At 62.4% G+C, this 24,904-nt stretch carries 21 protein-coding genes and 1 tRNA gene; 2 read left to right on the plus strand and 20 right to left on the minus strand.

Translation table 11 applies throughout. The features are described from left to right. Positions 1 to 15: 15 nt before the first annotated feature. The 3 genes from AC07XZ_RS14645 to gabD form a co-directional block, all read right to left on the minus strand. Positions 16 to 1,227, minus strand: a complete 1,212-nt coding sequence (locus AC07XZ_RS14645; RefSeq protein WP_102687459.1) for a response regulator — start codon at positions 1,225 to 1,227, stop codon at positions 16 to 18. 141 nt (positions 1,228 to 1,368) lie between these two features. Then, positions 1,369 to 2,646, minus strand: a complete 1,278-nt coding sequence (gene gabT / locus AC07XZ_RS14650) for a 4-aminobutyrate--2-oxoglutarate transaminase (RefSeq protein ID WP_007957613.1) — start codon at positions 2,644 to 2,646, stop codon at positions 1,369 to 1,371. A gap of 186 nt (positions 2,647 to 2,832) precedes the next feature. Continuing rightward, positions 2,833 to 4,275: an NADP-dependent succinate-semialdehyde dehydrogenase gene (gene gabD, locus AC07XZ_RS14655; RefSeq protein WP_011331898.1), complete on the minus strand. Its 1,443-nt coding sequence runs from the start codon at positions 4,273 to 4,275 to the stop codon at positions 2,833 to 2,835. A gap of 443 nt (positions 4,276 to 4,718) precedes the next feature. On the opposite strand from gabD, the gene AC07XZ_RS14660 reads away from it, so the two are divergent. Beyond that, positions 4,719 to 4,795: transfer RNA gene (locus AC07XZ_RS14660), tRNA-Arg, on the plus strand. Positions 4,796 to 4,860: 65 nt separating this feature from the next. On the opposite strand, the gene AC07XZ_RS14665 is transcribed toward AC07XZ_RS14660, so the two are convergent. From AC07XZ_RS14665 to AC07XZ_RS14685, 5 genes are all read right to left on the minus strand, one after another. Beyond that, a complete protein-coding gene (locus AC07XZ_RS14665; protein ID WP_219733607.1) occupies positions 4,861 to 5,130 on the minus strand; it encodes a hypothetical protein in 270 nt (89 codons plus the stop codon). A gap of 20 nt (positions 5,131 to 5,150) precedes the next feature. After that, on the minus strand, positions 5,151 to 5,765 hold the full coding sequence (locus tag AC07XZ_RS14670; protein ID WP_102687458.1) for a hypothetical protein: 615 nt from the start codon (positions 5,763 to 5,765) through the stop codon (positions 5,151 to 5,153). Next, positions 5,762 to 6,343: an RNA polymerase sigma factor gene (locus AC07XZ_RS14675; protein WP_219733610.1), complete on the minus strand. Its 582-nt coding sequence runs from the start codon at positions 6,341 to 6,343 to the stop codon at positions 5,762 to 5,764. The genes AC07XZ_RS14670 and AC07XZ_RS14675 overlap by 4 nt, the downstream gene beginning before the upstream one ends. Positions 6,344 to 6,372: 29 nt before the next feature. After that, positions 6,373 to 8,064 carry a vWA domain-containing protein gene (locus tag AC07XZ_RS14680; RefSeq protein ID WP_102687456.1) on the minus strand — a complete coding sequence of 564 codons (1,692 nt, stop codon included), beginning with the start codon at positions 8,062 to 8,064 and terminating at the stop codon, positions 6,373 to 6,375. Between the two features lie 87 nt (positions 8,065 to 8,151). Next, positions 8,152 to 8,712 carry a YbhB/YbcL family Raf kinase inhibitor-like protein gene (locus AC07XZ_RS14685; protein ID WP_102687455.1) on the minus strand — a complete coding sequence of 187 codons (561 nt, stop codon included), beginning with the start codon at positions 8,710 to 8,712 and terminating at the stop codon, positions 8,152 to 8,154. A 139-nt stretch (positions 8,713 to 8,851) separates the two neighbouring features. Between AC07XZ_RS14685 and AC07XZ_RS14690 the strand changes: the two genes are divergently transcribed. Beyond that, entirely contained in the window at positions 8,852 to 10,381 is a 1,530-nt protein-coding gene (locus AC07XZ_RS14690; RefSeq protein WP_102687454.1) for an FAD-dependent oxidoreductase, read from the plus strand. Here the strand turns inward: AC07XZ_RS14690 and pgaD are convergent. From pgaD to AC07XZ_RS14750, 12 genes are all read right to left on the minus strand, one after another. Next, entirely contained in the window at positions 10,374 to 10,907 is a 534-nt protein-coding gene (gene pgaD, locus AC07XZ_RS14695) for a poly-beta-1,6-N-acetyl-D-glucosamine biosynthesis protein PgaD (RefSeq protein ID WP_074689361.1), read from the minus strand. The two genes, AC07XZ_RS14690 and pgaD, sit on opposite strands and share 8 nt — an antisense overlap. Further along, entirely contained in the window at positions 10,904 to 12,259 is a 1,356-nt protein-coding gene (gene pgaC, locus AC07XZ_RS14700; RefSeq protein ID WP_085746287.1) for a poly-beta-1,6-N-acetyl-D-glucosamine synthase, read from the minus strand. The genes pgaD and pgaC overlap by 4 nt, the downstream gene beginning before the upstream one ends. Position 12,260: 1 nt before the next feature. Beyond that, positions 12,261 to 14,258, minus strand: a complete 1,998-nt coding sequence (gene pgaB / locus AC07XZ_RS14705) for a poly-beta-1,6-N-acetyl-D-glucosamine N-deacetylase PgaB (protein WP_085746286.1) — start codon at positions 14,256 to 14,258, stop codon at positions 12,261 to 12,263. A 12-nt stretch (positions 14,259 to 14,270) separates the two neighbouring features. Further along, positions 14,271 to 16,751: a poly-beta-1,6 N-acetyl-D-glucosamine export porin PgaA gene (pgaA, locus tag AC07XZ_RS14710; protein WP_102687453.1), complete on the minus strand. Its 2,481-nt coding sequence runs from the start codon at positions 16,749 to 16,751 to the stop codon at positions 14,271 to 14,273. 259 nt (positions 16,752 to 17,010) lie between these two features. Further along, positions 17,011 to 18,516, minus strand: coding sequence for a YdgA family protein (locus AC07XZ_RS14715; protein WP_102687452.1), 1,506 nt, complete (start codon positions 18,514 to 18,516; stop codon positions 17,011 to 17,013). Between the two features lie 199 nt (positions 18,517 to 18,715). Continuing rightward, complete coding sequence (locus AC07XZ_RS14720) at positions 18,716 to 19,351, minus strand: NADH:ubiquinone oxidoreductase subunit N (protein ID WP_085746283.1); 636 nt, start codon at positions 19,349 to 19,351, stop codon at positions 18,716 to 18,718. A gap of 93 nt (positions 19,352 to 19,444) precedes the next feature. After that, complete coding sequence (locus tag AC07XZ_RS14725; protein ID WP_102687451.1) at positions 19,445 to 20,887, minus strand: efflux transporter outer membrane subunit; 1,443 nt, start codon at positions 20,885 to 20,887, stop codon at positions 19,445 to 19,447. After that, entirely contained in the window at positions 20,884 to 21,771 is an 888-nt protein-coding gene (locus tag AC07XZ_RS14730) for an efflux RND transporter periplasmic adaptor subunit (RefSeq protein ID WP_102687450.1), read from the minus strand. Before AC07XZ_RS14730 ends, AC07XZ_RS14725 begins: the two co-directional genes overlap by 4 nt. Next, positions 21,768 to 21,977, minus strand: a complete 210-nt coding sequence (locus tag AC07XZ_RS14735; protein ID WP_007957657.1) for a DUF1656 domain-containing protein — start codon at positions 21,975 to 21,977, stop codon at positions 21,768 to 21,770. Before AC07XZ_RS14735 ends, AC07XZ_RS14730 begins: the two co-directional genes overlap by 4 nt. Next, positions 21,974 to 24,037, minus strand: a complete 2,064-nt coding sequence (locus tag AC07XZ_RS14740; protein ID WP_102687449.1) for an FUSC family protein — start codon at positions 24,035 to 24,037, stop codon at positions 21,974 to 21,976. The genes AC07XZ_RS14735 and AC07XZ_RS14740 overlap by 4 nt, the downstream gene beginning before the upstream one ends. After that, positions 24,034 to 24,462, minus strand: coding sequence for a MarR family winged helix-turn-helix transcriptional regulator (locus AC07XZ_RS14745; RefSeq protein ID WP_011331882.1), 429 nt, complete (start codon positions 24,460 to 24,462; stop codon positions 24,034 to 24,036). Before AC07XZ_RS14745 ends, AC07XZ_RS14740 begins: the two co-directional genes overlap by 4 nt. Before the next feature lie 121 nt (positions 24,463 to 24,583). Then, the gene (locus AC07XZ_RS14750; RefSeq protein ID WP_102687448.1) at positions 24,584 to 24,832 is read right to left on the minus strand and encodes a type II toxin-antitoxin system Phd/YefM family antitoxin; all 249 of its coding nucleotides are present in this window, start codon (positions 24,830 to 24,832) and stop codon (positions 24,584 to 24,586) included. Positions 24,833 to 24,904 lie beyond the last annotated feature (72 nt).

The following is a 24,904-nucleotide window of genomic DNA, read 5'->3' on the forward strand; positions in this document are numbered from 1 at the left end:
TGCGCAATCAAGCCGCTATTTGCGCATCCGCATCAGCTCCGGCAAGCCGATTTTGAGCAAGCGCGCCGTGCGGCTCTTCGCCAGCTCCTCAACGCCCTCATGCTCGGTCAGCCGCGCCATCTGCGCCGCCATGTTCATCACCAGTGCCTCGCGGGAATACACCCCGCCACCGAGCTGGTAGACCGAGGCAATCAGCTCGCGCAGTTCCAGCGGCAGGCGCCAGCGAGTGCGCAACGCCGAACCGTACGCCGCACCGAATTCGGCCAGCGCATCGCCGACTTCTTCCAGTTCATCCAGCTCGCCGCCGGCCTGCTTCCACTCTTGAAGACAACGCAGCAACGCCAGATCGCCGAGGCGATGGAGCATCCCGGCGCAGTAGCAGCGTTCCTGATCCAGATCGAGCAGACGCGCCAAGGTGCGGGCGTACTCGGCGGTGTGCAGCGACAAGCCCCAATAGCGCTCGGCGTAATCCGCCAGGCACGGGTCGCTGAGTCGGGCGCTGCGTTTGAGTGCAAGGCCAAGAATCAGATTCATGCTTTGCCCGGTGCCCAGGCGATGCAGCGCCTGCGCCAGGGTCTGCACCGGCGCGCCATGATGCTGAGCGGCGCTGTTCGACGCTGCAATCAACACGGCGGTGATCTGCGGATCGGTGCGGATTTCCTCTTCCAGCAGCTTCAGGTCCAGGCCGTTGGGGTTGAGGCTGCGTTTGACCGCCACCTGCACGTCAGTCATCAGCGGTGCGCCGTCGGCCTGCTCGCGGCGACGTTCGAGGAAAACCGAGAGGGTCATGCCCGGCGCCAGCGCCGGTACTTCACAGAACACTTCTTCGCCGGCATTCAGCAGCAATCCCTGCAAACGCTCGGTCAGGCTTTCCATGTTCAGGGGTTTGGCCAGGTAGGCGGTCGGCGCCAGCGGCAGGGCTTCGCGCACGCTGGCGCTGTCGTTGCGACTGCTCATCAGAATGAACGGCAGCGGCGGATTGCGTTTGCGCTGGCGGACACTGCGCAACACGCTCAAGCCATCGACGCCGGGCAACTCCCAGTCGACGATCGCCAGGTCATAGGGGACTTCGCTGAGCAGCGTCATTGCCTCCTGGCCATCGGCGCACAGGTCCAGCCGCGCATCGCAGCGCACATTCAGCAACACTTGTTTGAGCAGGTCACGAGACCACGGGTCGGCCTCGGCAATCAGGACTCTTGGTACAGCGGGTAAATCGACGGCCGTCATGCTCGCCCTCCCTTGCAATGCTTGAACCTTAGCCAATGCTGGCGATTCGGTACAACCTGAAAACCGCGCCCGTGTTTCTCCAGGCATGAAAAAACCCGCCGAAGCGGGTTTTTTGTCGATCCGATCACACGGAGCTACGGATTACAGCTCCGAGAAGCACTCTTCGATGATCGCCAGACCTTTGTCCAGTTGCTCGTCCGGCGAGGTCAGCGGTACCAGGACGCGCAGCACGTTGCCGTAGGTGCCGCAGGACAGCAGGATCAGGCCCTTGTCACGCGCCTTGGCCACGACAGCCGCGACGGCGGTCGGGTTTGGCTTGTGGCTGTCGCCGTTTTCGAACAGCTCGACGGCAATCATCGCGCCCAGGGCACGGACTTCGCCGATCACCGGGTACTTGGCCTGGATGGCTTTCAGGCCGGTGACCAGACGCTCGCCGACAGCCTTGCAGCGGTCCAGCAGTTTTTCTTCTTCGAACACTTCCATCACGGCCAGGGCCGCGGCGCAAGCGATCGGGCTACCGGCGTAGGTGCCGCCCAGGCCGCCTGGAGCGATGGCGTCCATGTACTCGGCCTTGCCGCACACACCGGCCAGCGGGAAGCCGCCAGCGATGGATTTGGCGAAGGTGGTCAGGTCGGCAGCAACACCCATCTGTTCCATGGCGAAGAAAGTGCCGGTACGGCCAGCGCCGGTCTGCACTTCGTCAGCGATCAGCAGGATGCCGTGCTGGTCGCACAGGGCACGCAGACGCTTCATGAATTCTTTCGGTGCGACGTAGAAACCACCTTCACCCTGTACAGGCTCGATGATGATCGCGGCGATGTCTTTCGGCTCGGCGTCGTTCTTGAAGATGCGTTCGATGGAAGCGATCGAGTCGTCGATGCTCACGCCGTGCAGTTCGTTCGGGTACAGCGCGCGGAAGATGCCGCCTGGCATCAGGCCCATGCCGGCCGAGTAAGGCACGACTTTACCGGTCAGGCCCAGGGTCATCATGGTGCGACCGTGGTAAGCGCCGGTGAAGGCGATCACGCCAGCGCGGCCAGTGGCGGCACGAGCGATCTTCACGGCGTTTTCAACGGCTTCGGAACCGGTGGTCACCAGCAGGGTTTTCTTGGCGAAGTCGCCCGGTACGCGAGCGTTGATTTTCTCGCACAGCTCAACGTACGGCTCATAAGCCAGAACCTGGAAGCAGGTGTGAGTCAGCTTGTTCAGCTGCTCGGTCACGGCGGCGATGATTTTCGGGTGCACGTGGCCGGTGTTCAGTACAGCGATACCGCCAGCAAAGTCGATGAATTCACGACCTTCAACGTCGGTCACGGTCGCGTTTTTCGCGGACTCGGCGAAGATCGGGTGAATCTGGCCAACACCACGTGGAACAGCTGCGGTACGACGGGCCATCAGTTCAGCGTTAGTCTTGCTCATTACAGTCCTCATTCGCCGCTCATCGGGCGGCGTGGTTCAAGGATAAAGCGGGAGGAATCGGCGGTGGCAGCATGCGATGATCGACTGCCACGGCGTTCCCGGCCGCAGAGAAAATTCCGGTTTGAAACGACGCAAAGGGACAGCGCTCTCGTGCCCTTTGCGTTTACAGCGATCTTCTACCGAGGCTTAGATGCCTAGGCAGAGGTATTTGATTTCCAGGTAATCTTCGATGCCGTACTTGGAGCCTTCACGGCCCAGGCCCGAGGCCTTGATGCCGCCGAACGGCGCGACTTCGTTGGAGATCAGCCCGGTGTTGACGCCGACCATGCCGTATTCCAGGGCTTCAGCCACACGGAACACACGGCCCAGGTCGCGAGCGTAGAAGTACGAAGCCAGACCGAACTCGGTGTCGTTCGACATCGCGATCACGTCGGCTTCGTCTTTGAAGCGGAAGAGCGGCGCCAGCGGACCGAAGGTTTCTTCCTTGGCCACGGCAGCGTCTTTCGGCACGTTGGTCAGGATGGTCGGCTCGAAGAAGTTGCCTTCCATCGGCTTGCCGCCGGCCAGAACGGTTGCGCCTTTGCTCACCGCGTCAGCGATGTGCTCTTGCACCTTGGCCACGGCTTTCTCGTCGATCAGCGGGCCAGTGGTGGTGCCTTCTTCCAGACCGTTGCCGATCTTCAGCTTGGCGACTGCCACTTTCAGCTTCTCGGCGAACGCGTCGTAGACCGAATCCTGAATGTACAGACGGTTGGCGCAGACGCAGGTCTGGCCGTTGTTGCGGTACTTGGAAATAATCGCGCCTTCGACGGCCTTATCCAGGTCCGCGTCGTCGAACACGATGAATGGCGCGTTGCCGCCCAGTTCCAGGGAAACTTTCTTGATGTCCTTGGCGCATTCCGACATCAACTGACGACCGATTTCGGTCGAGCCGGTGAAGGACAGTTTGCGCACGATCGGGTTGCTGGTCAGCTCGCTGCCGATGTCGCCGGCGCTGCCGGAGACCACGCTGAACACACCTTTAGGAATGCCGGCGCGCTGGGCCAGTTCGGCCAGAGCGAATGCGGAGAACGGGGTTTGAGAAGCAGGCTTGAGCACCATGGTGCAACCGGCAGCCAGGGCCGGGCCCGCTTTACGGGTGATCATCGCCGCCGGGAAGTTCCACGGGGTGATGGCAGCGGTAACGCCGATCGGCTGCTTGATCACGATCAGGCGCTTGTCCGGCTGGTGGCCCGGAATCACGTCACCGTAGATGCGCTTGGCTTCTTCGGCGAACCACTCGATGAACGAAGCGGCGTAAACGATTTCGCCCTTGGCTTCGGCCAGTGGTTTGCCCTGCTCGAGGGTCATCAGGCGAGCGAGGTCGTCCTGGTTCTCGATCATCAGTTCGAACCAGCGACGCAGTTTGCCTGCACGCTCCTTGGCGGTCAGTGCACGCCAGGCCGGCAGCGCCTTGTCGGCGGCTTCGATGGCGCGGCGGGTTTCGGCAGCGCCCATCTTCGGCACGGTGCCCAGAATCTCGCCGGTGGCCGGGTTGTTGACCTTGATCGTCTGACCGTTGTCCGCGTCGACCCATGCGCCATCGATGAAGGCTTGCTGGCGGAACAACTGGGTGTCTTTAAGCTGCATGTCGGCTTTCCTTAACAGCACCGCGCAAGGCGCGGAGCAAAATTATGATTGTAGAAAGGCGCCTCGCAAGGCTGCCGTCAGGGAAATCATTCACCGGGCTGGCACATCAATAGCGCACGACTCAAAACGCGTGCGGCTCAGCACCTGGATAAGGAGCGTTTGAAATCTCAAACGAATCCTAGGTTCAAAGGGGTTGAAGGACAATAGGGCGTTCGAAAAAAAGAACAAAAACGCCGCAATTGCTGAACATTTCAGATCAACGTACCAACAGCTCGGGTCGCAGGGAAACCATAGAACAGCCTCTCAAAAGCGCCAAGCGAGCCTTTTGCAGGACGTTACAGCTTTATGGAATGCAGTGCTTTTCAACCGACATGCGCACTGACAATACGCACCAAAACCCGGCATGGACGCCCCGAGCCGACCTAGGTATGATGTCGCCCGCTGCACCAGTAGCTCAGCTGGATAGAGTACTGCCCTCCGAAGGCAGGGGTCGTGGGTTCGAATCCCGCCTGGTGCGCCATGAACAAAACGAAAAAGCCCCGGACTGCAAGGTCCGGGGCTTTTTTGTGTCTGCTGACTGGCGACTCACTCCGTCGTCCAGTCAAACTCGTCGTATTCATCATCGTCTTCTTCGTCCTCGATCAGGTCATCATCGAGAACGTCTTGCTCCAGATCCTCTTCGGCCTGTTTGGCCAGAAGAAACTCCTTGCGACTCTCCGTCACTGCCCGCCGCAGTTCCTCACCCTTCACCGGGCAGTTGAGCATTTGGGCGATGCGGTCGATTTTTTGGGCCACGGCATCCTCCAGCGCATCGGCAATGACCCGATAGTGCGCGTTTTTGCGGGTCAATGCCAAATGGCGGATGGCTGATACGGTCAGTTCTTGCGGATTTTTTCCAGTCGCAGGTCGAGATTCACGTTCGGGTAGCGCTTGTGCAGGTTGTTGAACAGGCTGTCGGCCGCTTGCGACTGGCCGGACTCGCGCAGGCGCAGGACTTCGCGCAGTTGCTCGTCGAGACCGTTGACCGGGGCGGCGGCGCGCTTGCTGACCTTGGCTTCGTCCGCCGTGTCGGCGCTGATCGATTCGCTTTGCATCGGCGCGGCCATTTCCGCCATTGGCGCGGGAGCCATTGCGGGTGCAGGCGCGGAAAGCGCGCCGACGGGCGCCGACAATGACCGGGCCTCCTGTCGGGCCACAGGCGCGGCCGGTTTCGCAGCAGGGGCGAAATCGAATTGAGCCACGGGCTCCGGCGCGCGCTGCACCAGCGACAGCATCAGCGCGATGCCGACCAGACTGGCAAAGGCCACCTGGTAGCGCGGTTGCTGGCAGGCCTTGAGCCAGCGTTGCCACAGGCTCTGCCGTGGCGCCGGAGTTTCACGGCGGGCGGCGTTGAGGATCAACGCATCGAGATGCGCCGGCGGCTCGGCGTCGTGCTGTTCGCGCACATGCTTGAGCAGTTGCTCTTCGGGTGTCGGGCGGGCGTCCGTCATGTCAGTACCTCCTCGGCCAGCAGCCGACGCAGTTTTTGCTGGGCGTAGCGCAAGCGGCTCTTGACGGTTTCCAGCGGTGTTTCGGTGAGGCTGGCGATTTGCGCCAGGTCGAGGTCGCCGTGGGCGCGCAGCAGGAACACTTCGCGCTGGTCGGCGGGCAAGGATTGCAGAGCGCTCTCCAGGCGCTGGCTGTCGCGGCTGAGGTTGAGCAGTTGTTCGGGATCGGAGGCGTCGTCGCTGACGGCGTGGGTCTGTTCGTCGTAGCTGTCATGCAACGGTTGCCGGGCGCCGTGTTTGCGCCAGTGGTCGATCAGGCGATTGCGGGCAATCTGGAACAACCACGTACGAAAGGTCGCCCGGCCTTGTGGCTGACTGGCACTGCGGATCAGGCTCAGCCAGGTCTCCTGGAAAACCTCGTCGGCCAGTTCAGGTTTGCCGCTCAAACCGAGCAGAAACCGATAAAGACTTTGCCGATGACGGGCGTACAGAATCTCGAACGCCTTGCCGTCACCCTCGCGATAACGGGCCAGCAGCGATTCGTCGCTGCTGGCCTCAAGGCTGTCGGCGGAGGCAAACAGCTGTGTGATGAAGCCTTTGAGGCGGCTCACTATTCAATCCGTCGCTCAGTGGACATCGCGTTGGAGGCAGTAAAAGTACGCAGGCTCTGCGCCAGTTCAACCATCTGCACGAACTCGTTGCGCAGGCCGAAACGGTCATCACCACGGGCACCTCGCGCCAGGGCTTCGGTGTCCTTCAAGCTGAAATCGCCGGTGTAGCGACCGTCCTTGAGTTGCTGGGAAAACGCGGCGACGGCGGCAGCAAAGCGCAGGTCTTCACTGGCCGGAGCAACCTGACTGGCAATCGGCCGCTCGATCAGCAGACTTTTCCCACCCTCAGGCTTTTGATATCGCACACGCAGCATTGCCAATTCTCCTTTCTTTTCGGAAACCACTGCATCGGTTTTTCCGTAACGCAGCGGTTCCAGCCAGCCCTTCTCGCCTGTCGGGACGATTTCATACAACGCCGTCACCGTATGGCCTGCACCGATTTCACCGGCATAGACCTTGTCGTTGCTGAAATCCTCACGCTTCAACGCGCGGTTCTCGTAACCGAGCAGGCGGTATTCGCTGACCTGCGCCGGGTTGAACTCGACCTGCAACTTGACGTTTTTCGCTACCACGGCGAGGGTCGAACCGAGTTGATCCACCAGCACCTTGCGCGCTTCGCGCAGGTTGTCGATGTAGGCGTAATTGCCGTCACCGGCATCGGCCAGTTGTTCCATCAGGTGTTCATTGTAGTTATCCACACCGAAACCCAGGGTGGTCAGGGAAATCCCGGTCTTGCGTTTATCCACAGCCATTTGTTTCAGGCTATCGAAGTCGCTGATGCCGACGTTGAAGTCACCGTCGGTGGCCAACAGGATGCGGTTGATCCCTTTGGGGATGAACGCCTGCTGCGCCATCTGATAAGCCAACTCGATGCCTGAAGCGCCAGCGGTCGAGCCACCGGCGGTCAATTGCTCGATGGCTGTGCGAATTTTCGCCTTTTCCCGTCCGGAAGTCGGCTCCAGTACCACTCTGGATTCGCCGGCATACACCACCAGCGATACCCGATCCTGCTCGCGCAATTGATCGACCAGCAACTTCAAGGTGCTTTTGACCCGCGGCAAGCCTTCTCGACGGTCCATCGAGCCGGACACGTCCACCAGAAATACCAGATTGGCCGGGGCCAGTTCCGCCACCGCGCGGTCGGAGGCCTTGATGCCGATGCGCAGCAAGCGTGTGTGTGGGTTCCACGGCGAAGCGGCCAGTTCGGTGGTCACGCCGAAGGGCGAGCCATCGCTCGGCAGCGCGTAGTCGTAGGGAAAGTAATTGACCATTTCTTCCAGCCGCACCGCGCCTTCCGGCGGCAGTCGCCCCTGATTGAGTAGCCGCCGCACATTGGCGTAGGCGCCAGTGTCGACATCGGCGCTAAAGGTCGAGACCGGGGTTTCGGCGACGCTGTGGATCGGGTTGTCGGCCAGCTTGGCGTACTGCTCGCGTTGTTCGTCACGATAGCCTTGTGGATAACTTTCACTGGCCGGCATCGGTGCAAAACTGGCGATCGGCGCCGCCAGTGCACTGCGCTTGGCCATCGCGCTATCGGCCATGACCAATTCGGGCTGCACGGAGGATTTCAGTTCGGTCTGCGCCGGAGGCGGCGCGACGGTGGTTTCCGGGCTGGAGGAAACACCGCAACCGGCAACCACCAGCAACACACTGGCAGCAAGGGGGCGCAGAAGCGTGGAAGGAAGGGACATGGGGGCTGACCTCGGGGAAGAATTGATCCATTCATCCCCTGAGACGGGCAGCCCTGTCAGTTCGGGTTAAACCTCGCCGAAATTTTTTCAGCGGTGATAACGCCGCACCGCACTGCTGTTGCGCAGCACGTGGCCTTTGATCTTTTCCATCAGCTGGGCGCGGGTCAGGCCGGCCGGCAAGGCGTCCGGGGCCAGATCCAGGGCGTAGATCTGGATGATGTAGTGGTGCGCGCTGTCGCCCACCGGCGGGCACGGGCCGATGTAGCTGGTGGTGCCTTTGCTGTTGGTGCCACCGACGCCTTCAAGGGCCGATTTGGCGCCGACACCCGCCGGAATCTGCCGGGTCGTGGCCTTGATCCCGTAGTGAATCCAGTGATCGACACCCGAACCTTTCTGGCCGTCCGGATCGTGCATGACGATGGCGTAGCTCAGGGTTCCGCTGGGGCCGGCATTCCAGCTCAGGGCCGGCGACTGGTTCTTGCCGCCGCAACCGGCCGCATCGCTGGCCGCCGCCGAGGTGAACAGGCGGTTATCCGACACACCGGGAATGCTGAGGGTGAAACGCTCCTGGGCCTGCGCCGGAAACTGCACGCAAAGGGCGACGGCAACGGCCGCCAGCCAAGGGTTGAGAGAGGTCAATCGGGTCATTCCGGGAGCACCTTGTGCAGTTGGGCCTTCGTCGGCCTGCAAACTATAGCCGTACCGTTCGTGCCGTGGCAGTGGGAAATGGCTGAACCTCGCAATGCGGCCCAAACTCGTAAGAGAAATGCCTGTGAGGAGCACGACCATGACCCTGCACCGTGTCGCCCGTTTCGCCGATGTGCCTGAAGACCGTGGGCTGGAGGTGCAGATCGGCGACTGCAAGATCGTCCTGCTGCGCGCCGCCGGCCAGTTGCGCGCCTTTCAGGGGCAATGCCCGCATGCCGGCGCGCCGCTGGCGGAAAGTGCGTTGTGCCACGGCCGGCTGATCTGCCCGTGGCACAAGGCAGCTTTTCGCGCCGAAGATGGCGCGTTGTGCGAGCCTCCGGCGCTGGACAGTCTCAAGCGCTATCCGCTGGAACTGCGCGGCGACGAAGTATGGGTCGATGACCAGCCGCTGCCGGATCCGCACACTCCGCCGCAGGACGATCCGCGCACCTTTGTCATCGTCGGCGCCGGTGCCGGGGGAACGGCCTGCGCCGCCGCCCTGCGGGAAAAAGGCTTCGGCGGGCGGATCGTGCTGATCGACCGCGAGCCGGACGCCGGCTACGACCGCACGGTGCTGAGCAAATTCGTGCTGTCCGGGGAAATGCCGCCGCCGGAAACCCCGCCCCTGCGCGATGACGATTTTTACCGCGAACAGCACATCAACCGGGTTTCAGGCGAGGTCACCGGGCTCGATGCCGATACCAAAACCCTTCACCTGAGCGATGGCCGCACACTGCATTACAGCGCGGCGGTGCTGGCCACCGGCGCAGCGCCCAACGCGCTGAAACTGCCCGGTGCCGACCTGCCCCAGGTGTTTGTCCTGCGCTCCAAAGCCCAGGCGCAATCCATCATGGACGCCGCCCAACCCGGTCAGCGCGCGGTGATCATCGGTGACAGTTTCATTGCGCTCGAATGCGCTTCGGCCCTGCGCCAGCACGGTCTCGAGGTGACGGTGCTGGCGCGCCATGCGATTCCCTTCGCGGCGCAATTCGGTGAAGCCGTCGGCAAGGCGATCCGTGCGCTGCACGAAGAAAACGGCGTGAAATTCATCACTGATCACGAAGCCAGGGAGATCACCGGCGACGGCAAGGTCGAGGCGGTGTTGCTCGACAACGGCCTGCGCCTGTCGGCGGATCTGGTGTTGGCGGGAATCGGCGTGCATCCGGCCACCGAAGCCTTCGGCGATCTGCTGCGCGAGGACGATCAATCCTTGCGAGTCGATGCCGGCCTGCGTGCCGCGGACAGTCTGTGGGCGATTGGCGATATCGCCACCTTCCCGCTGAACGGCAAACCACAACGCATCGAACACTGGCGCCTGGCCCAGCAGCACGCGCGGATCGCCGCCGCGAACCTGCTCGGTGGCGATGAGCATTACCTCGACGTGCCGTATTTCTGGACCTGGCATTTCGGCCGCAACTACGACTATCTCGGTCACGCCGAGGCGTGGGATGCGGTCGAATTTATCGGTGAACCCGAACAGCCGCCGTTTATCGGGCTGTTCGGGAGCAAGGGGGTGGTGGTGGCGGCGGTGGCCTGTGAGCAGGAACGGGCGATGGCGTTGCTGGCCGAACGCATGAAACAACCGCTGCCGATGGATGAAGCCTGGCGGCTGATTCGCGCCGTCAGGTGATCCGGTTCAGCGGCTCGCGGTTGTCGTCGTCCTCGGCGTGCAGAAAGATCACCCGAGGATGCTCCAGCGGGGCCAGCGGTGGCGGAAGCTCCTGCGGCTGAACCGGCCACAGATGCGGCACCACATGACTGACATCGCCGTCCTGATCGTTGTGGATGGTCATCACGCCCGGCCCGCGCAGCTTCTGAAAGCGCTCGTCGCACAGTTTGAAGCTGCGGCTCAGCCCCTCATCGTCGACCACCGGGGACGGCAGGCGGCGTTGAGCGAAGCTTCGGCTCTTGCGTTGCTGATAGCGCGCCCAGCCGATCAGGATCACCGCGTTGACCAGCGCCACCCACAGGTAAATCTGCAAGGTGCCAAGGGCTTCGAACGCCGAATTGTCGATGCGCGGCCCGCCTTCGTGGGTCTCGATCAGCGGCCATAAACCCCGCGCCAGCAGATACAGCAGACCGATCCAGGCCAGCACCGTGAAGAACGCATCGACCACCACCAGAAACGGCCGTTGGCGGGTCCGGATGATTTTCATTTGATAACCTCCTCTTCATCGTCCCCGAGCGGCTTGATACCCCGGTCGGGACTGACCCAGCGCGCACGCTTCTGGTGTTGGCCGAACAATACTTTGGGGAAACTGACCAGCGTGGTCAGCAGGCTGACGAACCAAAACGCAATCGGATACCAGACCACCCAGAACATGGTCTTGCCCAGGCCCGGTTCGTAACGACGGTCAATGATGATGCTGACCGCGAACTGCACCAGGCAGACAAACGCAAGCAGCAGACCGGTAAACGCCGGGGGCATCAGGTGATCGACGGCAATGGCTTCAGGCATGACCACGAACTTGCCGACGCCCCAGAAGATCACCGACAACAGGAAGGTGAACGCCCAGCCGGTCGACAGGCAGTATTCGAACAGCAGCGGCCACAGGTAACGGTGACGGTACTGCCAGATCCCGCGGATGTTCTTGAACAGCACTTCGGCACCGCCCTGGGCCCAGCGCAGGCGCTGCTTCCACAGACCGCGCAGGGTTTCCGGCATCAGGATCCAGCACAGGGCACGGGGCTCGTAGAAGATGCTCCAGTGATCCAGTTGCAGCTTCCAGCTGATGTCGATGTCTTCGGTGATCATGTCCGGGCTCCAGTAGCCGACCCGGTTCAGCGCGGTGCGGCGGAACGCGACGATCACACCCGACACGGTGAAGATTCGCCCGAACACCCGCTGAGTGCGCTTGATCAGCCCGATGATCGACGAGAACTCACCAACCTGAACCCGCCCGACCAGGGTCGAACGCGTGCGGATTCGTGGGTTGCCGGTCACCGCACCCAGTCGTGCGTTGTCCAGCATCGGCGCCACCAGATAAGCCGCAGTGTTCGGCGCCAGCAGCGCGTCACCGTCGATGCACACCAGATATTCGCTGCGCGCCGCGATGGCGCCCATGCGCAGGGCCACGGCCTTGCCCTGGTTTTCCGCCAGGTGCAGCACGCGCAGCCGCGGGTCTTCCTTGGCCAGCGCATCCAGCACTTCGGCGGTGTTGTCCTTGGAGCCGTCGTTGATCGCGATGACTTCGATGTTCGGGTAGTGCTGCGCCAGCGCCGCGTGGATGGTGTCGGCGGCGTTGTCGCCCTCGTTGTAGCAAGGGATCAGGATCGAAATCAGCGGTTCGCCTTCCAGCGGTGGCGGCAGGGTGTCGTCCTTCCACGGCCAGTGCCGCTCCCAGTGCAGCCAGAAATACAGGCCACCGGAAATCCACAACCCGGACATGAACAGCGGGTAGAAGAACACGAAGTCCATCAGGAATTGCCCGGTGACCAGGAAGATCAGCCCCAGCGGGACGCCGAGGACGATCGCCAGAACAAGCAGGGCCAGCAGTCTATCCAGCATGTCATGGGTTCCATTTGTTGGAGAGTGCAGGCCGCACGGTTTTCAGGTCCGGCAGGTTCTCGAGAAAGTTGTCCGGGTAGTAGCCGAAACTGGTGGCGCCCTGACGCTTGAGGCGGCTCATCCAGTCGGCCAGTTGTGCGCCGTCGATGTCGGCCTGGTCTTTTTTCGTCCAGTCCCGGGCCTGCAGTTCGAACACCGTGCGATCCAGCGCACCGGGGCGCTGTTTGATCTTCGCCACCAGCGCTTCGAGCCACGGGCCGGATTGCGCCTGGGTCTGTTTTTCCATGAGCGGCATGGCCATCGGCGCCGTCCAGTCGTAAGTCCCGAGGAAGTCGTCGAGGTTCTGCGCGAACCACGCTTCGCTGTGCGGATTGAGCACCGGCTCGGCGAAGATGTTGCGTGCGGTGAGCACTTGCGGGCCACGAATCGCGCGCACCTTGGCGGTCAGTTCGTTGGTGAAGTCGATCAGGTAGCGGCTCTTGAAGCGCGTCCAGCGCTGCATCGCCGCCGGATCGTCACGCAGAGCGGCGATCGAGCCCGGCAGGCCGTTGGCGGCATAGGCCTTCAGCGCCTGAGGGCCGGCGTCTTCGAAGTCCGAGAGCACTGCGTCGTCGTGGTAGAGAATGCCGTCGACCGAAGTCAGGCGCGCCACGTCTTCGTAGATCTCGCCAATGATCCGCCGTACCTCGGGATCGAACGGCGACAGGCGCTTGTATTGATCCGGATCGACAGCGCTCGTACCCGTCTTCGGATCCCAGCGCGTTACCCGTGGCAGCTTCGAATCCAGTTCGAAACTCAGCACCGGCATCCAGGCGAAAACCTTCACATGAGCCCGGGTGCGCAATTGCCAGGCGACGCGGTCGAACAGGTCGGCGCGCATCGGCAGATGACGGTTCGGGAAGTACAGCGAATGCACCAGGCCATCGCCCTTCGGATCGGCGAAGGCTTGCAGGAACACGGTGTTGGCGCCCATGTCGGCCATGCGCTGGATCAGTTTGCCGAGGTTGATTTCCTGCTGCGCCGGATCCGGGTCGTAGACGTTGTCCAGATCCACATGCACGACGCGCATGGTGAAATCCGATTGCACGCCGACCACGCTGTTGGCGAAGTGCTCGCCATCAGGGTCGGAAGCCACCAGGAAACGCGGCCCGCTCATCAGGTTGTCGAGGGCATCGAGACCGTCATCGAGGGTCAGGGCCATTTCGTAGCCTTCCTCACTCACCACGGTCAGCGACGTGCCGTCCGCCGTCCCGTAAGGCCAGACCCAGACGCGCGGTTTCTTCCCGGTGTTCTTGCGGATCTTCTCCGAGATCGCCTGCACGTCGGCGCGGATCCGCGCCTGGAAATCGGCTTCGGATTCGTAGCGTTTGCTCACTGGATCGTAGCGTCGGGTCGCGGCCGCCGGCTGCAGGTTGCCTTGCGGGTTGGCGAGGATGCCTTTGTGGCTGGCGTCGGTGTGAGCGGCGATTTCCACCAGGCCCGATTGCGAGATTTCCCGCACCTGAGCCCAGGTCAGGAAGTCCGAGCGCGGACGCGGCGTGCCAGCGAAGTCCACCGGTTGGTTCAGCGGCGTATCTATCCAGGTGCCGACCGGCGCCAGCAGCGCATGCCAGTTGTAGGCGCGCAACACCGGCAGTACGCGGGTGTAGAAGCTTGAGTAACCGTCGTCGAAGCTGAGCAGGATCGCCTTGGGCGGCAGTTCCGGCCCGCCTTTGCGCGCGGCCATGATCTGGTCGACCGTCACCGGTTTGTAGTTGTTCTCCCGCAACCAGGCGAGCTGTTCGAGCAGGCGCTCGGTGCGCACCGCCACCACTGCCTGATCGGGATCACGGTCTTCGACGTCGTGGTAGGCAATGCCCAGCACGTGGTTTTTCGGCCAGGGCTTTTCATTGGCTGCCAGCGGTCGCTCGGACGGCGGCACGAAGGCCGGGGCTTGCTGGGCGCAGGCGCTGACCAGCAGCACTCCCAGCAGAAGGATGAAACGCGAAATCAAAGGCATCTTCAAACTCTTCTAGAAGCGGAAAGTGAGGTCGACGAGCAGACGCAGATCGGTTTCCCGGTCACCGTCGTAGGGCCGGTTGATCACGCTGAACAAACCGCCCACCTCGAACACGTCGTTCCAGGCGTAGCGCTGGCCGTAACCGAGCAATGCCATGCCGCCGGTGCCGTGATCACGCTGGCTGTAAGTCCCCGCGCCGGCCTGGAATTGCTGGCTCCATACCGTTTCGTAGCGGTGGTACAGCACGTGATTGACGTTCAGCAGCGGCATGACGCTGAAGTCCGACTTCGGGTTGAAGTACGGCACGTCATCGGACTTGGAGTTGTGGCTGGTGCCCACTTCCAGGCCCGCGTCGACTTGCAGGTTCGGCGCGCTGTAGACGCCCTCTTTTCCGGTCAGCAAGGCTTCGACACGGTTGTTGCCGTCGCTGAAGTGCGACGGGCTGACCGCCAGCCGCCACTCGCGGCTCTCGTTGGCGCGCCAGCGGATGAAACCGCTGCCGCCGTTGGCCTTGATGTCGCTGTTGAGAGCCCGCAGCGGGGTCTCGGCCGACAGGTATTCGAGGCTGCCGCCGTATTGCCAGTGATCGTCGATGTCGCGGGCAATCGCCAGACGCGCGCCCTGCTTGTCACCGAAACCATAGGAATGATTCGACACCTCGGCTTCAAGGGTCATGTCGCGGGTGCGACGCTCCAGACCGACACGCTGGAAGCGGTGGTGGCCGGTGCCTTCGGCAAAATCGCCGGTGGCGTATCCGGCCCCGGCGAACACCCGCCAGTCTTCATCGATCGGCGGGCTGTAAAGGGTAGTCTGGATGCCGAAATCCCGGCTGCCGGTGACCGCGCCTGCATCGCCACCGCTGCCTCCGTTGGCCTTGCCGCCATAGGCTTCGACGCGCAGCTCGGACATGTCGTGCACTTCGCGTTCACGGGCCAGACGCTGGACCTGACGGTTGTCAGGAAAGCGCGCCACCACGTCATCGGTCAGCGCATCCATCTGCCGCCATTCCTGCAAGTCCATGGCGGTGCGGGCCTGCGCGACTTCGAGGCCCATGTCGCGCGGCGCGATGCTCTCGGTTTCCTTGAGCTGGTTTTCCGCGCGGCGCGGCCAGTTACGGGCCAGGTACAGATCGGCCTGGGCCAGGCGCAGGCCGATGTTGCCCGGCGCCTGATCCACCAGGGTCTGCAAACGTTCTTCGCCGTGGGGCAGGTCGGAACCGTAAGTTCCGGCCTGCGCCGCCAGTTGCTGGGCGTCCATCCATTCGTCGTTGGGGTTGCCGATCGGCAGGCCCTTGAGTTCGACGCGCGGCTTCTGCGCCCTGGCCTGATCTTCAGCGACTTTGCGCGCCTCTTCGGCGCGGTCGCTTTCCAGCAGCGCGTAATACAGAGCCGTGGTGTCTTCGAGTCGGTCGCCGACATCGGCGTCCGGCGCTGCCAGCACCTGACGGTAAAGATCGGTGGCGATTTCCGGCTGGCGCTGATCCAGATAGGACGCCGCCACCCAGCGCAGGGCGTAGGTCGGGATCTTCACGCCTTCGGCTTGCAGCTTCTGGTATTCGCTGATGACTTCGGCGGTGCGCGCCCGGGCCTTGAGCGCGCCCATGCGGTCGATGCGCCAGCGGGTCACGTCGTCGTGGGCCGTAGAGTCCGGGGTCCAGGTGGCGAGCAATTGGTCGTAGTCGGCCAGGGCGCGGTCGGCGATCACGTAGCGTTCTTTTTCGCTGCGGGTGGCCAATTCGGCGAGTCGCACGCGTTCCGCAGCCAGATCGCCTTCAAGACGGCGCAAGGTGACGGGATCGATCAGCCCTGGACGCTGTTTGGCCAGCCGCAGTGCCGGCTCCGGCAGACGCGCCTTTTGCAGGGCGACCACGTATTCGCGAGCGACCTCGGGTTTGTTGCCGGCGCGAACGAAAGCCTGGTCGTATTCGAACAGCGCGTCGTACGGCTTGCCGGCGCGATTCAGGGCGTAGCCCAGCGCCAGTCGGCGGGAAGGATCATCGGGTTTGGCGGCGACCAGCGAACGGGCGCGGATCACCCCTTCGTCGGGCTTGCCGGAGTCGGCCTGGGTCAGCGCCAGACCGAGTTGCAGGTCGGCGTTGTCCGGCTCCAGCGTCAGGGCCTTGTTGTAGACCTGGCTCGCCTGATCCCAGCGTTTGAGGTTACGGTAGGCCCGGGCGGTGGCGGTCAGCGCCTGAACCGGCAGTGCCCGGCCACGACCCTGAGTCTCGTAGACCTGCACCACTTCGGCGTCGAGCCCGGCCCAACCGGCAATTTGCAGGTGATCGCTGACCTGGCCGGTGGTGGCCTGGGCCGGCGGTACCTGACGCAAAACGGTCAGCGCGGGCGTGTAATGCCCGGCCCGGGCGTCTAGCACCATTTGATCGTAGGCCGTGTCGGCGAACGCGAACGCCGGCCAGAGCAACTGGCTGCACAGCGCGACTCGAAACAAAGGGCGTAAACCACGATGTAATACAGGAACATCAATACGCGGCATTCGTCAGCATCCTTACATGGCCAGCCGGGTAGCAACGCCCCCCCTTGCCCATTTCGTAACGGAGGCCAAGCAAAAAACGCTCAGCCAAGCTTATCCAAGCAGTCTTGCACGCAAGCGTAGATCAATATTCAGAACACAATAATTGTTCAGATTCGTGACGATGACTGGCCCCGGCTAACCGTTAACCCGGATGCCAGACAGCAAAACGCCCGGCGTCTGCGGGTGCAGAGGCCGGGCGTTTCGGTGACGCGCGAGGCGTTTACTGAGGCTGTTCGATACTGCCGAACTTGCTCATCAGGAAGCCCACGAACTGCTCGACGGTCATCTTCTGGCCGTTGAATTCAACCTGATTGGCGGCGTAATGCAGCTTGGTGACAACGTTGGTGCCATCCAGTGTCGCCAACTGCGAACCAACGGCCATGCCGGCGAACATGTCGGCGCCAGCGCTGGCCTGGTCGACGATGGTCTTGGCATCGGTCTGGCCATCGATTTGCGCCTGGACGCTGAGCAGATCGACCAGCATCGGCTTGGACACCAACACATTGATGTCCAGCAGCGCGATCAACTGTTTGCCCAGTTGATCCGGTGGCAGGTCCATCGACGCAGGCTTGGTCAGATCAAGCACCAGATTCGCCCGGCTTTCGCCGTTGGCGGTTTTCAGCGACAGGTCTTCCAGTGCCAACTGCGGCCCGGCTGCCAGCAGTTTCTGCAGGTCGGCCTTGACCTGGGTCGACTCGGCCTCGGTCAGGTTCAGCTCCGGTGCCGGCAGGCCGGCGGCGGCAGCTTCGGCGGCGGCTTTCTCGTAAGGCTGCAGTTTGGTCTGGTAGATCTGCATCAGCGACATGGCCGACGGAATGTCGAGGTTTTTCAGGCTCATGGCCAGATTGGCCGATCCGATCTTCTTGTCGTTGAGCGTCACTTCAGCGACCTTGTAGTCGGCACGGCCGGAGGCGTTGCTGCCGTTCTCTTCGGTACGGTTCTTCATTTCGAAGTTCTTCACGCCCAGCACCGATTGCTTGGCGCCGAAGGTGGTTTTGCTGGCGGTCAACTCCAGGGTGTTTTCGCCGGTGTAGTAGCCGTAGGTGCTCTTGGCGAGGTTGCTGGCCAGGGTCAGGCCATTGAGTTCGATCTGCACCGGCGTCTGGTCTTCGGCGACCGTGGTCAGGTGCAGGCTGTCCATGTAGCCGTCGGCCTTGACCTTCTGGGCCTGAGCGCTGGCGGAAATATCCATGTTCAAACCGGAAAACTTCAGGTTCGATTTTTCATCCAGCGCAGTTTCCAGTGGCAGCAGTTCGAGGTTGCCGGTGGTGGACTGGTCGTAGCCGATGTTGACCACACCTTTGAGCGGCGCCGCGCCCTTGGTGGCGGCAAACCATTTTTCGGTGATCGGGGTCTTTTCCAGTTCGTAGTGACTGGTGGCCATGACCGGCAGCCATTTCAGCGACACCAGTCGCGAGAACGGCAGCGGGCCGTGTTCGATGTGATCGACGAACAGCAACTCGACCGGCGTCTCGCCGAACATTTCACCCTCGCCCTTGAGGCGATAGTGCGCGGTGCTGCTGAAGGTGTTGCGCTCAAGCGATACCAGCTCCAGCGATGCACTGCCGTTGGAGCCGGCCATGGCGGTCTGCAACTCGCTGTTGGCGTTGGCGACGGCATTGTTCAGCACGCCTTCGATTTTGGTGCCCGTGTACCAGGCCCCGCCTACGCTGATGGCGCCAATGGCCACAACAATTCCGAGAAGCACGCCTGCTGATTTATTCATGAATGACCTGATCGATTTCCGTGGCTGAAAGTGTGGTCGTCTTCCCTGAACCCGTGACCGGGCCGTGGCGCGACTCCGCTGAATTTAGCGGTGGAGATTAGCACTGGCAGTGCGACGCGGCCCAATGTTTAAAGGTTAAAGAATGTCCACGAGACATGGACAAACAAAAAGATCGCCGGGTTCGGCGATCTTTTAATGATCAGGAATATTGCACCTCGATCTCGTCGAGCTGATGGTCGAAGCTTTTCAGCCGTGCGGTCCAGGTGTACACCAGCACTTCGAAATCCCGGTCGATCACCGTCCCGCCCGGCCCGTCGCTGCGCGGGTCGCAGAAGTCCAGTTGATAACGCTCGCGGGCCATGGCGGTTGCGACGTCCGACAGTTCGCGGGCGTTGTTGAGCCAGTGCCAGCCGTCGCCGGCGACTTGTCGGTCGAGGGCCAGACATTGTTTTTTCAGAGCTTCGAGGCTTTTTTCCAGCGGCGTGCCGGTGAGCTCGCCCATGACTTCGGCGAAGGTCCGCCCCGGTTGCCAGTAGCCGCCCCAGAAGTAGCGGTCGAACACGGTTTCGACTTTGCGCAGCGCGACCTTGGTGTCCCAGATCAGCAGCAATGTCTTGCTTTGCTCGAGCTGGCGTTTCTTGAGTCGCTGGGTCTGCACCAGCGCCGACGCCACGACCACGATCGCCATGACCGCGATCAGCGCCACGGTGCTGTCGAGAAAGACCATGGCCTTGTCGATCTGGTGGGCCAGCATGATGCCGTAGAAATAGGTGGCCGACAGCAGCACCAGGGCTACCAGGGCGCACCAGAAGCCAAGAGCGTAAGGGTTTTTCATTATTGGTTTCCCCTAGACCTGCGCTAGCGATGTGCACTGAAAAGGCGCCTGGTTCGGGGCGCCCTTTCAATACTTCAAAGCATAGCAACGGCCTCAGGGTTTGCTGGCGCTCGAGGCTTGCGTTCGTCCGCTTTCCCAACCGCCGCCCAAGGCAAGGAATAAATCGATCTGGCTCATGGCAACCTGGGTGTTGGCGGCGGCCAGTTGCGCAGTGACGTCGGTGTAGGTGCGGGTGGCCTGCAGGTCAGCGAGGAACGACTCGCGGCCGGCCTGGAAGAAGCGGTGCGTCTGGTCCGCCGCCAGTTTCGCCGACTGCTCGGCATCGGCCAGCGCATCGCGGCGTTGCAACAGCGCGGAGTATTGGGACAGGCCGGTCTGGGTTTCGCGGATGGCATTGAGCACCACGCCGTCGAAATGCGCCAGCGCGCCCTGGGTGGTGGCTTCGGCTTCGCGGATCCGGGCCCGGGCGCCGTTGGTCGGCACGCTCCAGCTCAGCGACGGGCCGAAGCCCCAGCGGTTGGTGGACGGTTTGCCAAGGTTGTCCAGCATGCCGACAGTGCCGATCGTCGCGCCGAAGCTGATGTCCGGGTACAGCTCGCCGGTGGCGATACCGATACCAGCCGTCGCAGCCGCCAGACGCCGCTCGGCCTGACGGATGTCCGGCCGACGCTTGAGCAGCGCAGCGCCATCGCCCACCGGCACCAACTGGGCGATTTTCGGCAGTTCGGCGCAGGTCGCGGTGCCGGCCGGCAATTGATCGACAGGCTTGGCCAGCAGCATCGACAGCCGGAACAACCCGGCCTGCCGCGCCGCCTCATAACGCGGCATGTCGGCGCGCAAGGATTTGAACTGGGTCTGCGAACGGGTGACCTGGGTTTCGTCGCCGCGCCCGGCATCGCGCAGACGCTGGATCAGGGTGGTGCTCTGGGATTGCAGGTCGAGGGAATGCTGGGCGATTTCCCGCTCCTCGTTCGCCGCGCAGACCTGGGTGTAGGCCCGCACCACGTCGGCGACCAGAGTGATGCGCGCGGTATCGGCAGCGGCCTGGGTCGCGTCGGCGTTGGCCTTCGCCGCTTCAATCCCGCGTTGCAGCGTGCCCCACAGGTCGAACTGGTAGGACGCGCTGATGCCGATATCGCCGATGTTGGCCACCGGCACTTTCTCCGGCAGCAGGAATGCCTCGCCGGATTCCTGCAAGCGTTGCGCGCCCATCTTCACGCCGCCGCTCCAGCCACCGGCCGCCTCGGCTTCATCGACCTGCGCACGGGCCCGCGACAGGTTCGCCGCTGCCACCCGCAGATCGGTGTTGGACGCCATGGCCTGCTGCACCAGTTGATCCAGACGCGGATCCTGATACAGCCGCCACCAGTCCGCCGGCACCGGGGCCGACACCACCGGTTTGCCGGCCACCGCCAGGTCGCCCTGGAAATCCTTGCGCTGGATCGCCGCGTCTTCGGGCACGTGATAGTCCGGCCCGACCATCGAGCAGGCCGACAGCATCATGCCCAGTCCGGCGACCATCAGGGCCCTGTTCATTGCGTGGGCTCCTGCGGTTGATCGTCGATGATCGACACGGTGGCGGTACGCCCGGCGATCATGCGGAAGTCATCCGGCACGTCGTCGAAGGCAATGCGCACCGGAATCCGTTGCGCCAGACGCACCCAGCTGAACGCCGGGTTGACGTTGGGCAGCAGGTTGCCGCCGCTCGAACGGTCACGGTCTTCGATACCGGCGACGATGCTTTCGACGTGCCCGCGCAGGCGAGCGCGGTCGCCGATCACGCGGATATCCACCGACTGCCCGATGTGGATGCCGTCGAGCTTGGTCTCTTCGAAATAACCGTCGATGTGGAACGAATTGCTGTCGACCACCGACAACACCGGGCGCCCGGCGGTGACGAACTCCTGCGAACGCGGCGCACGGTCGTTGACGTAGCCGTCCACCGGACTGCGGATCACCGAGCGGTCGAGGTTGAGCTGAGCGCTGTCCACCGCCACCAGCGCTTCGGCCAGGGCCGATTGCGCTCGGGCCACTTTCGACAGGCTTTCTTCCAGCTGTTCGGCTGGCACCAGATTGCCCAGACCACGGTTACGCTTGGCTTCACGCTGAGCCTGAGCCAGGGTTTCTTCGCGATCGGCTACCGCGGCCTTAGCCTGGCGCAGCGCCAGTTTGAAACGGTCCTGGTCGATGCTGAACAGCACCTGGCCGCGCTTCACCAACTGGTTGTCCTTCACTTCGACCTGCTGGATCAGCCCGGACACGTCCGGGGCGATCTGCACGATGTCGGCGCGAATGTGGCCGTCGCGGGTCCAGGGCGCAAACATGTAATACATCACCATGCGCCAGACCACGACGACGGCGAAAGTCACGATCAGCAGCGTCAGGACGACGCGACCGAGGGTCAGAAACGGTTTTTTCATGTCATCAGGTATCGACTGAGTGAATCCACGCCGTACAGCATCACGGCGTAGAGAGCCACGTTGAACAATGCCCGGTGCCAGACCAGACGGTAGAAATGCAGGCGTGTGAGCACGCCGTGTACCAACACAAACAGCACATAAGTGATGCCCATCAACACCAGCAGGGTCGGCAGGAAAATGCCGCTGATGTCCAGATCACCGATCATAGGGGCGCTCCTTCGGGCAGCGGTTCTTCGGGCTCTGCGTTGGAAACGAATTCCACGCCGGGCAACAGCGCCAGGCGCAAACCGCTCAAGGCGTGCAACAGGTTGAGCCGGGTTTCTTCATCGCCGTGGCCGTTGAGCGCGCGGCGGGTGCGATCCATGGTCATCAGCAAGGCACTGGGCGCCGGCAGGCGTTCGCCGGCCTTGAGGCAGGCCCGGAAATACTCGCCCACCTCTGCCACCACTTGCTTGAGCAACGCGTTGGGCGCGCCCGTCACTCGCGGTGTGTAGGCGAGCAGGTCGAGCAGGTTCAGCCCCACGCGCACTTCGCGCATGGCGATGCCGGTGTCCTGGCCAGTCAGCGCCAGACGCGGCAGGTGCTGCATCAGGCGGTCGAGCAGTTGCACGCCAAGCTGTCGGTGTTCGGCGAGGTTGGCCGGTTCGGTCATGCTGACGATGTCTTTCCAGCTGAAACGGGTCAGGCGCTTGGCCGCCAGTTCGGCGCCGAACGGCCGGGCGATCAGGGTCCAGATAAACGCGAACAACAACCCGATCGGGCCCGCCAGGTTGGAATTGACGAAGGCAAAGAAGTCCGCGTCGTAAGCACCGGAAATGCTGATGAACGACGAAGTGTTGACCAGCGTCAGCAGCATGCCGAGGTAAAAACGTGGCTGCACCGTCAGGGTGCCGACACAGATGAACGGCACCGCGAACGCCAGCACCAGCATCGGAAAGTCATGCAGGTTCGGCAGCACCAGAAACAGGTACAGGCTGGCAAACAGCACCGACATCCCGGTCCAGAAAAAGAACCGGTAGATCTGCGGCGCCGGGTCGTCCATCGAGGCGAAGAAGCTGCAAGACACCGCCGCCAGAATCACCGCGCTGCCGCCGTCGGTCCAGCCCAGCAGGATCCACAGTACCGAAGCGACGATGATCGCCAGAATGGTCGAGGCCACCGAATACAGCATCAGCCCGCGGTCGATGAATGGCGTCAGGCGACCGAGGCGCCAGTGGCGATAGACCGCGCGCCAGCTGTCCTGGCGCTCGCACAGGATTGCGTCCTGCAGGCTGCGGCAGTCCTGCCACAGATCGATGAATTCGCCGAGGCGATACAGCGCGTTGGAAAACAGCAACTGTTTGCGATCTTCCAGGGCTTCGGCGCTCGGTTGCAGCGCTTCGAGCTGATCCCGCAGCGCTTGCCAGCGTTCCAGATCGGCGTCTTTGTGGCCGAGCCATTCGCGGGTCGCGGTGAGCAGCGGGGCGAATTTTTCCACCAGCTCGGGCGTGCGCCGTTCGAGGGCGTACAGCGAATCTTCAAGGGCATCGATCACCGGCAGCAGATGGATCATCCGCCCGCGCAGTTCCTTGGTGTTGCGCACCGTCTGCGGCCGCGCACCCTCGTGCGGCAACTGGCCGATCATCAACTCCAGGCTGTTGAAACTGCCGACCATCGCCATGCGCAGGGCTGCGACCTCTTCGGGCTGCACGTCGCGGCTGAGGAATTTAAGGCTGTAGGTCGTGGCGTCGGCGAACCATTTGCCCACGGCGTCGTTGAACACCGGCGCCAGGCGTCGTGGCCAGAACATCGCGCCGACCACCGCCGCCACGGCGATGCCGAGAAAGATCTCTTCAGTCCGCGACTCGGCCACGTCCCACACCGCCAACGGGTTATCCACCACCGGCAGGGCGATCAACGGCAAGGTGTAGCCGGCCAGCATCAGCGCGTAGTTGTTGGCGGTGCGCAGGTGCAGGGACAAGAACAGCAAAATCCCCGTCCACAGGGCGATGACCACCACCAGCACGTACGGGCTCTGGACGAACATCGGCACGAACAGCACCGCCGCCGCCGCACCGAGAAACGTGCCGATCGCCCGATACAGCGCCTTGGAACTGGTCGGCCCGAGGAACGGACTGGAAACGATGTACACCGTGGCCATCGCCCAATAAGGACGCGGCATCTGCATGAGCAAAGCGATGTACAGCGCGGTCATCGAAGCCGCGAACGTGCGGATCCCGTAGAACCAGTCCCGCGCGGGGGGCATGCCGGAAAAGAACCCGTTCACGGATTGATCACCGTTGGCGGAGTGGCCGCCTCAAAAGCTCTCAGTACCCGAAGCGTAGCCTCCAGATCGCGCTGGTCGATGCCTTCGAGCACTTCATGACGCAGACGCACCAGTTGCGCCTCCACCGCTTGCACCAGCTCACGGCCGGTGTCGGTCAGGCTCAGGCATTTGGCGCGACGGTCCTGGGCATCTTCGGTGCGGCAGACAAACCCGGCGTGACACAACTGATCGAGCAGGCGTACCAGCGACGGCGACTCCATCCCTGCCGCCTGCGCCACCTGCACCTGGCGCACACCCTCGCCCAACCGCCCGATCATCAACAACGGGACGGCGCAGGCTTCGGAGATTCCATAATTGACCAGCGTGGTCTGGCAGATCTTCCGCCAATGCCTGGCGGCCACCACCATGGCACTGCTGATGTTCATCTGGAGAGCGTCGAGGTTATTCGGCACGAGGGAATGCACACACTGTTAGTTTGCTAACTATCAATATCGCATTGGTGGGGAAATTCAGTCAAGTTTTGAAACAAATCTCCTCGAAGGTTTTTTACAGTTGATCCAGCTCGATGGGTTTTCCAACTTCATTGCGTCGCGAGTGAATGATCAACGCCAAATACTGATCGTCCAGCCGTTCAATAACCGCCTCATACAATGATGCGGAAAGCAGGACAGCTAAAACTTGACTGTGCTTTTGTAAAACGACTGGCTCATATTTGACGTCCTCGATTACCGCATCAAAATTTTCTTTAAAAGCCTCGACACTGATCATTTTTACCGGGGGGAGTCTTTGTTGCATTTTTCAGCTTCCAGTCTTCTTTGAAATCGGAAGCTACCCCATATAGAGAGGGCAATTGAGGATATCCTGTGA

Source organism: Pseudomonas sp. GW458-11-26-14-LB4 (genome assembly GCF_059423925.1).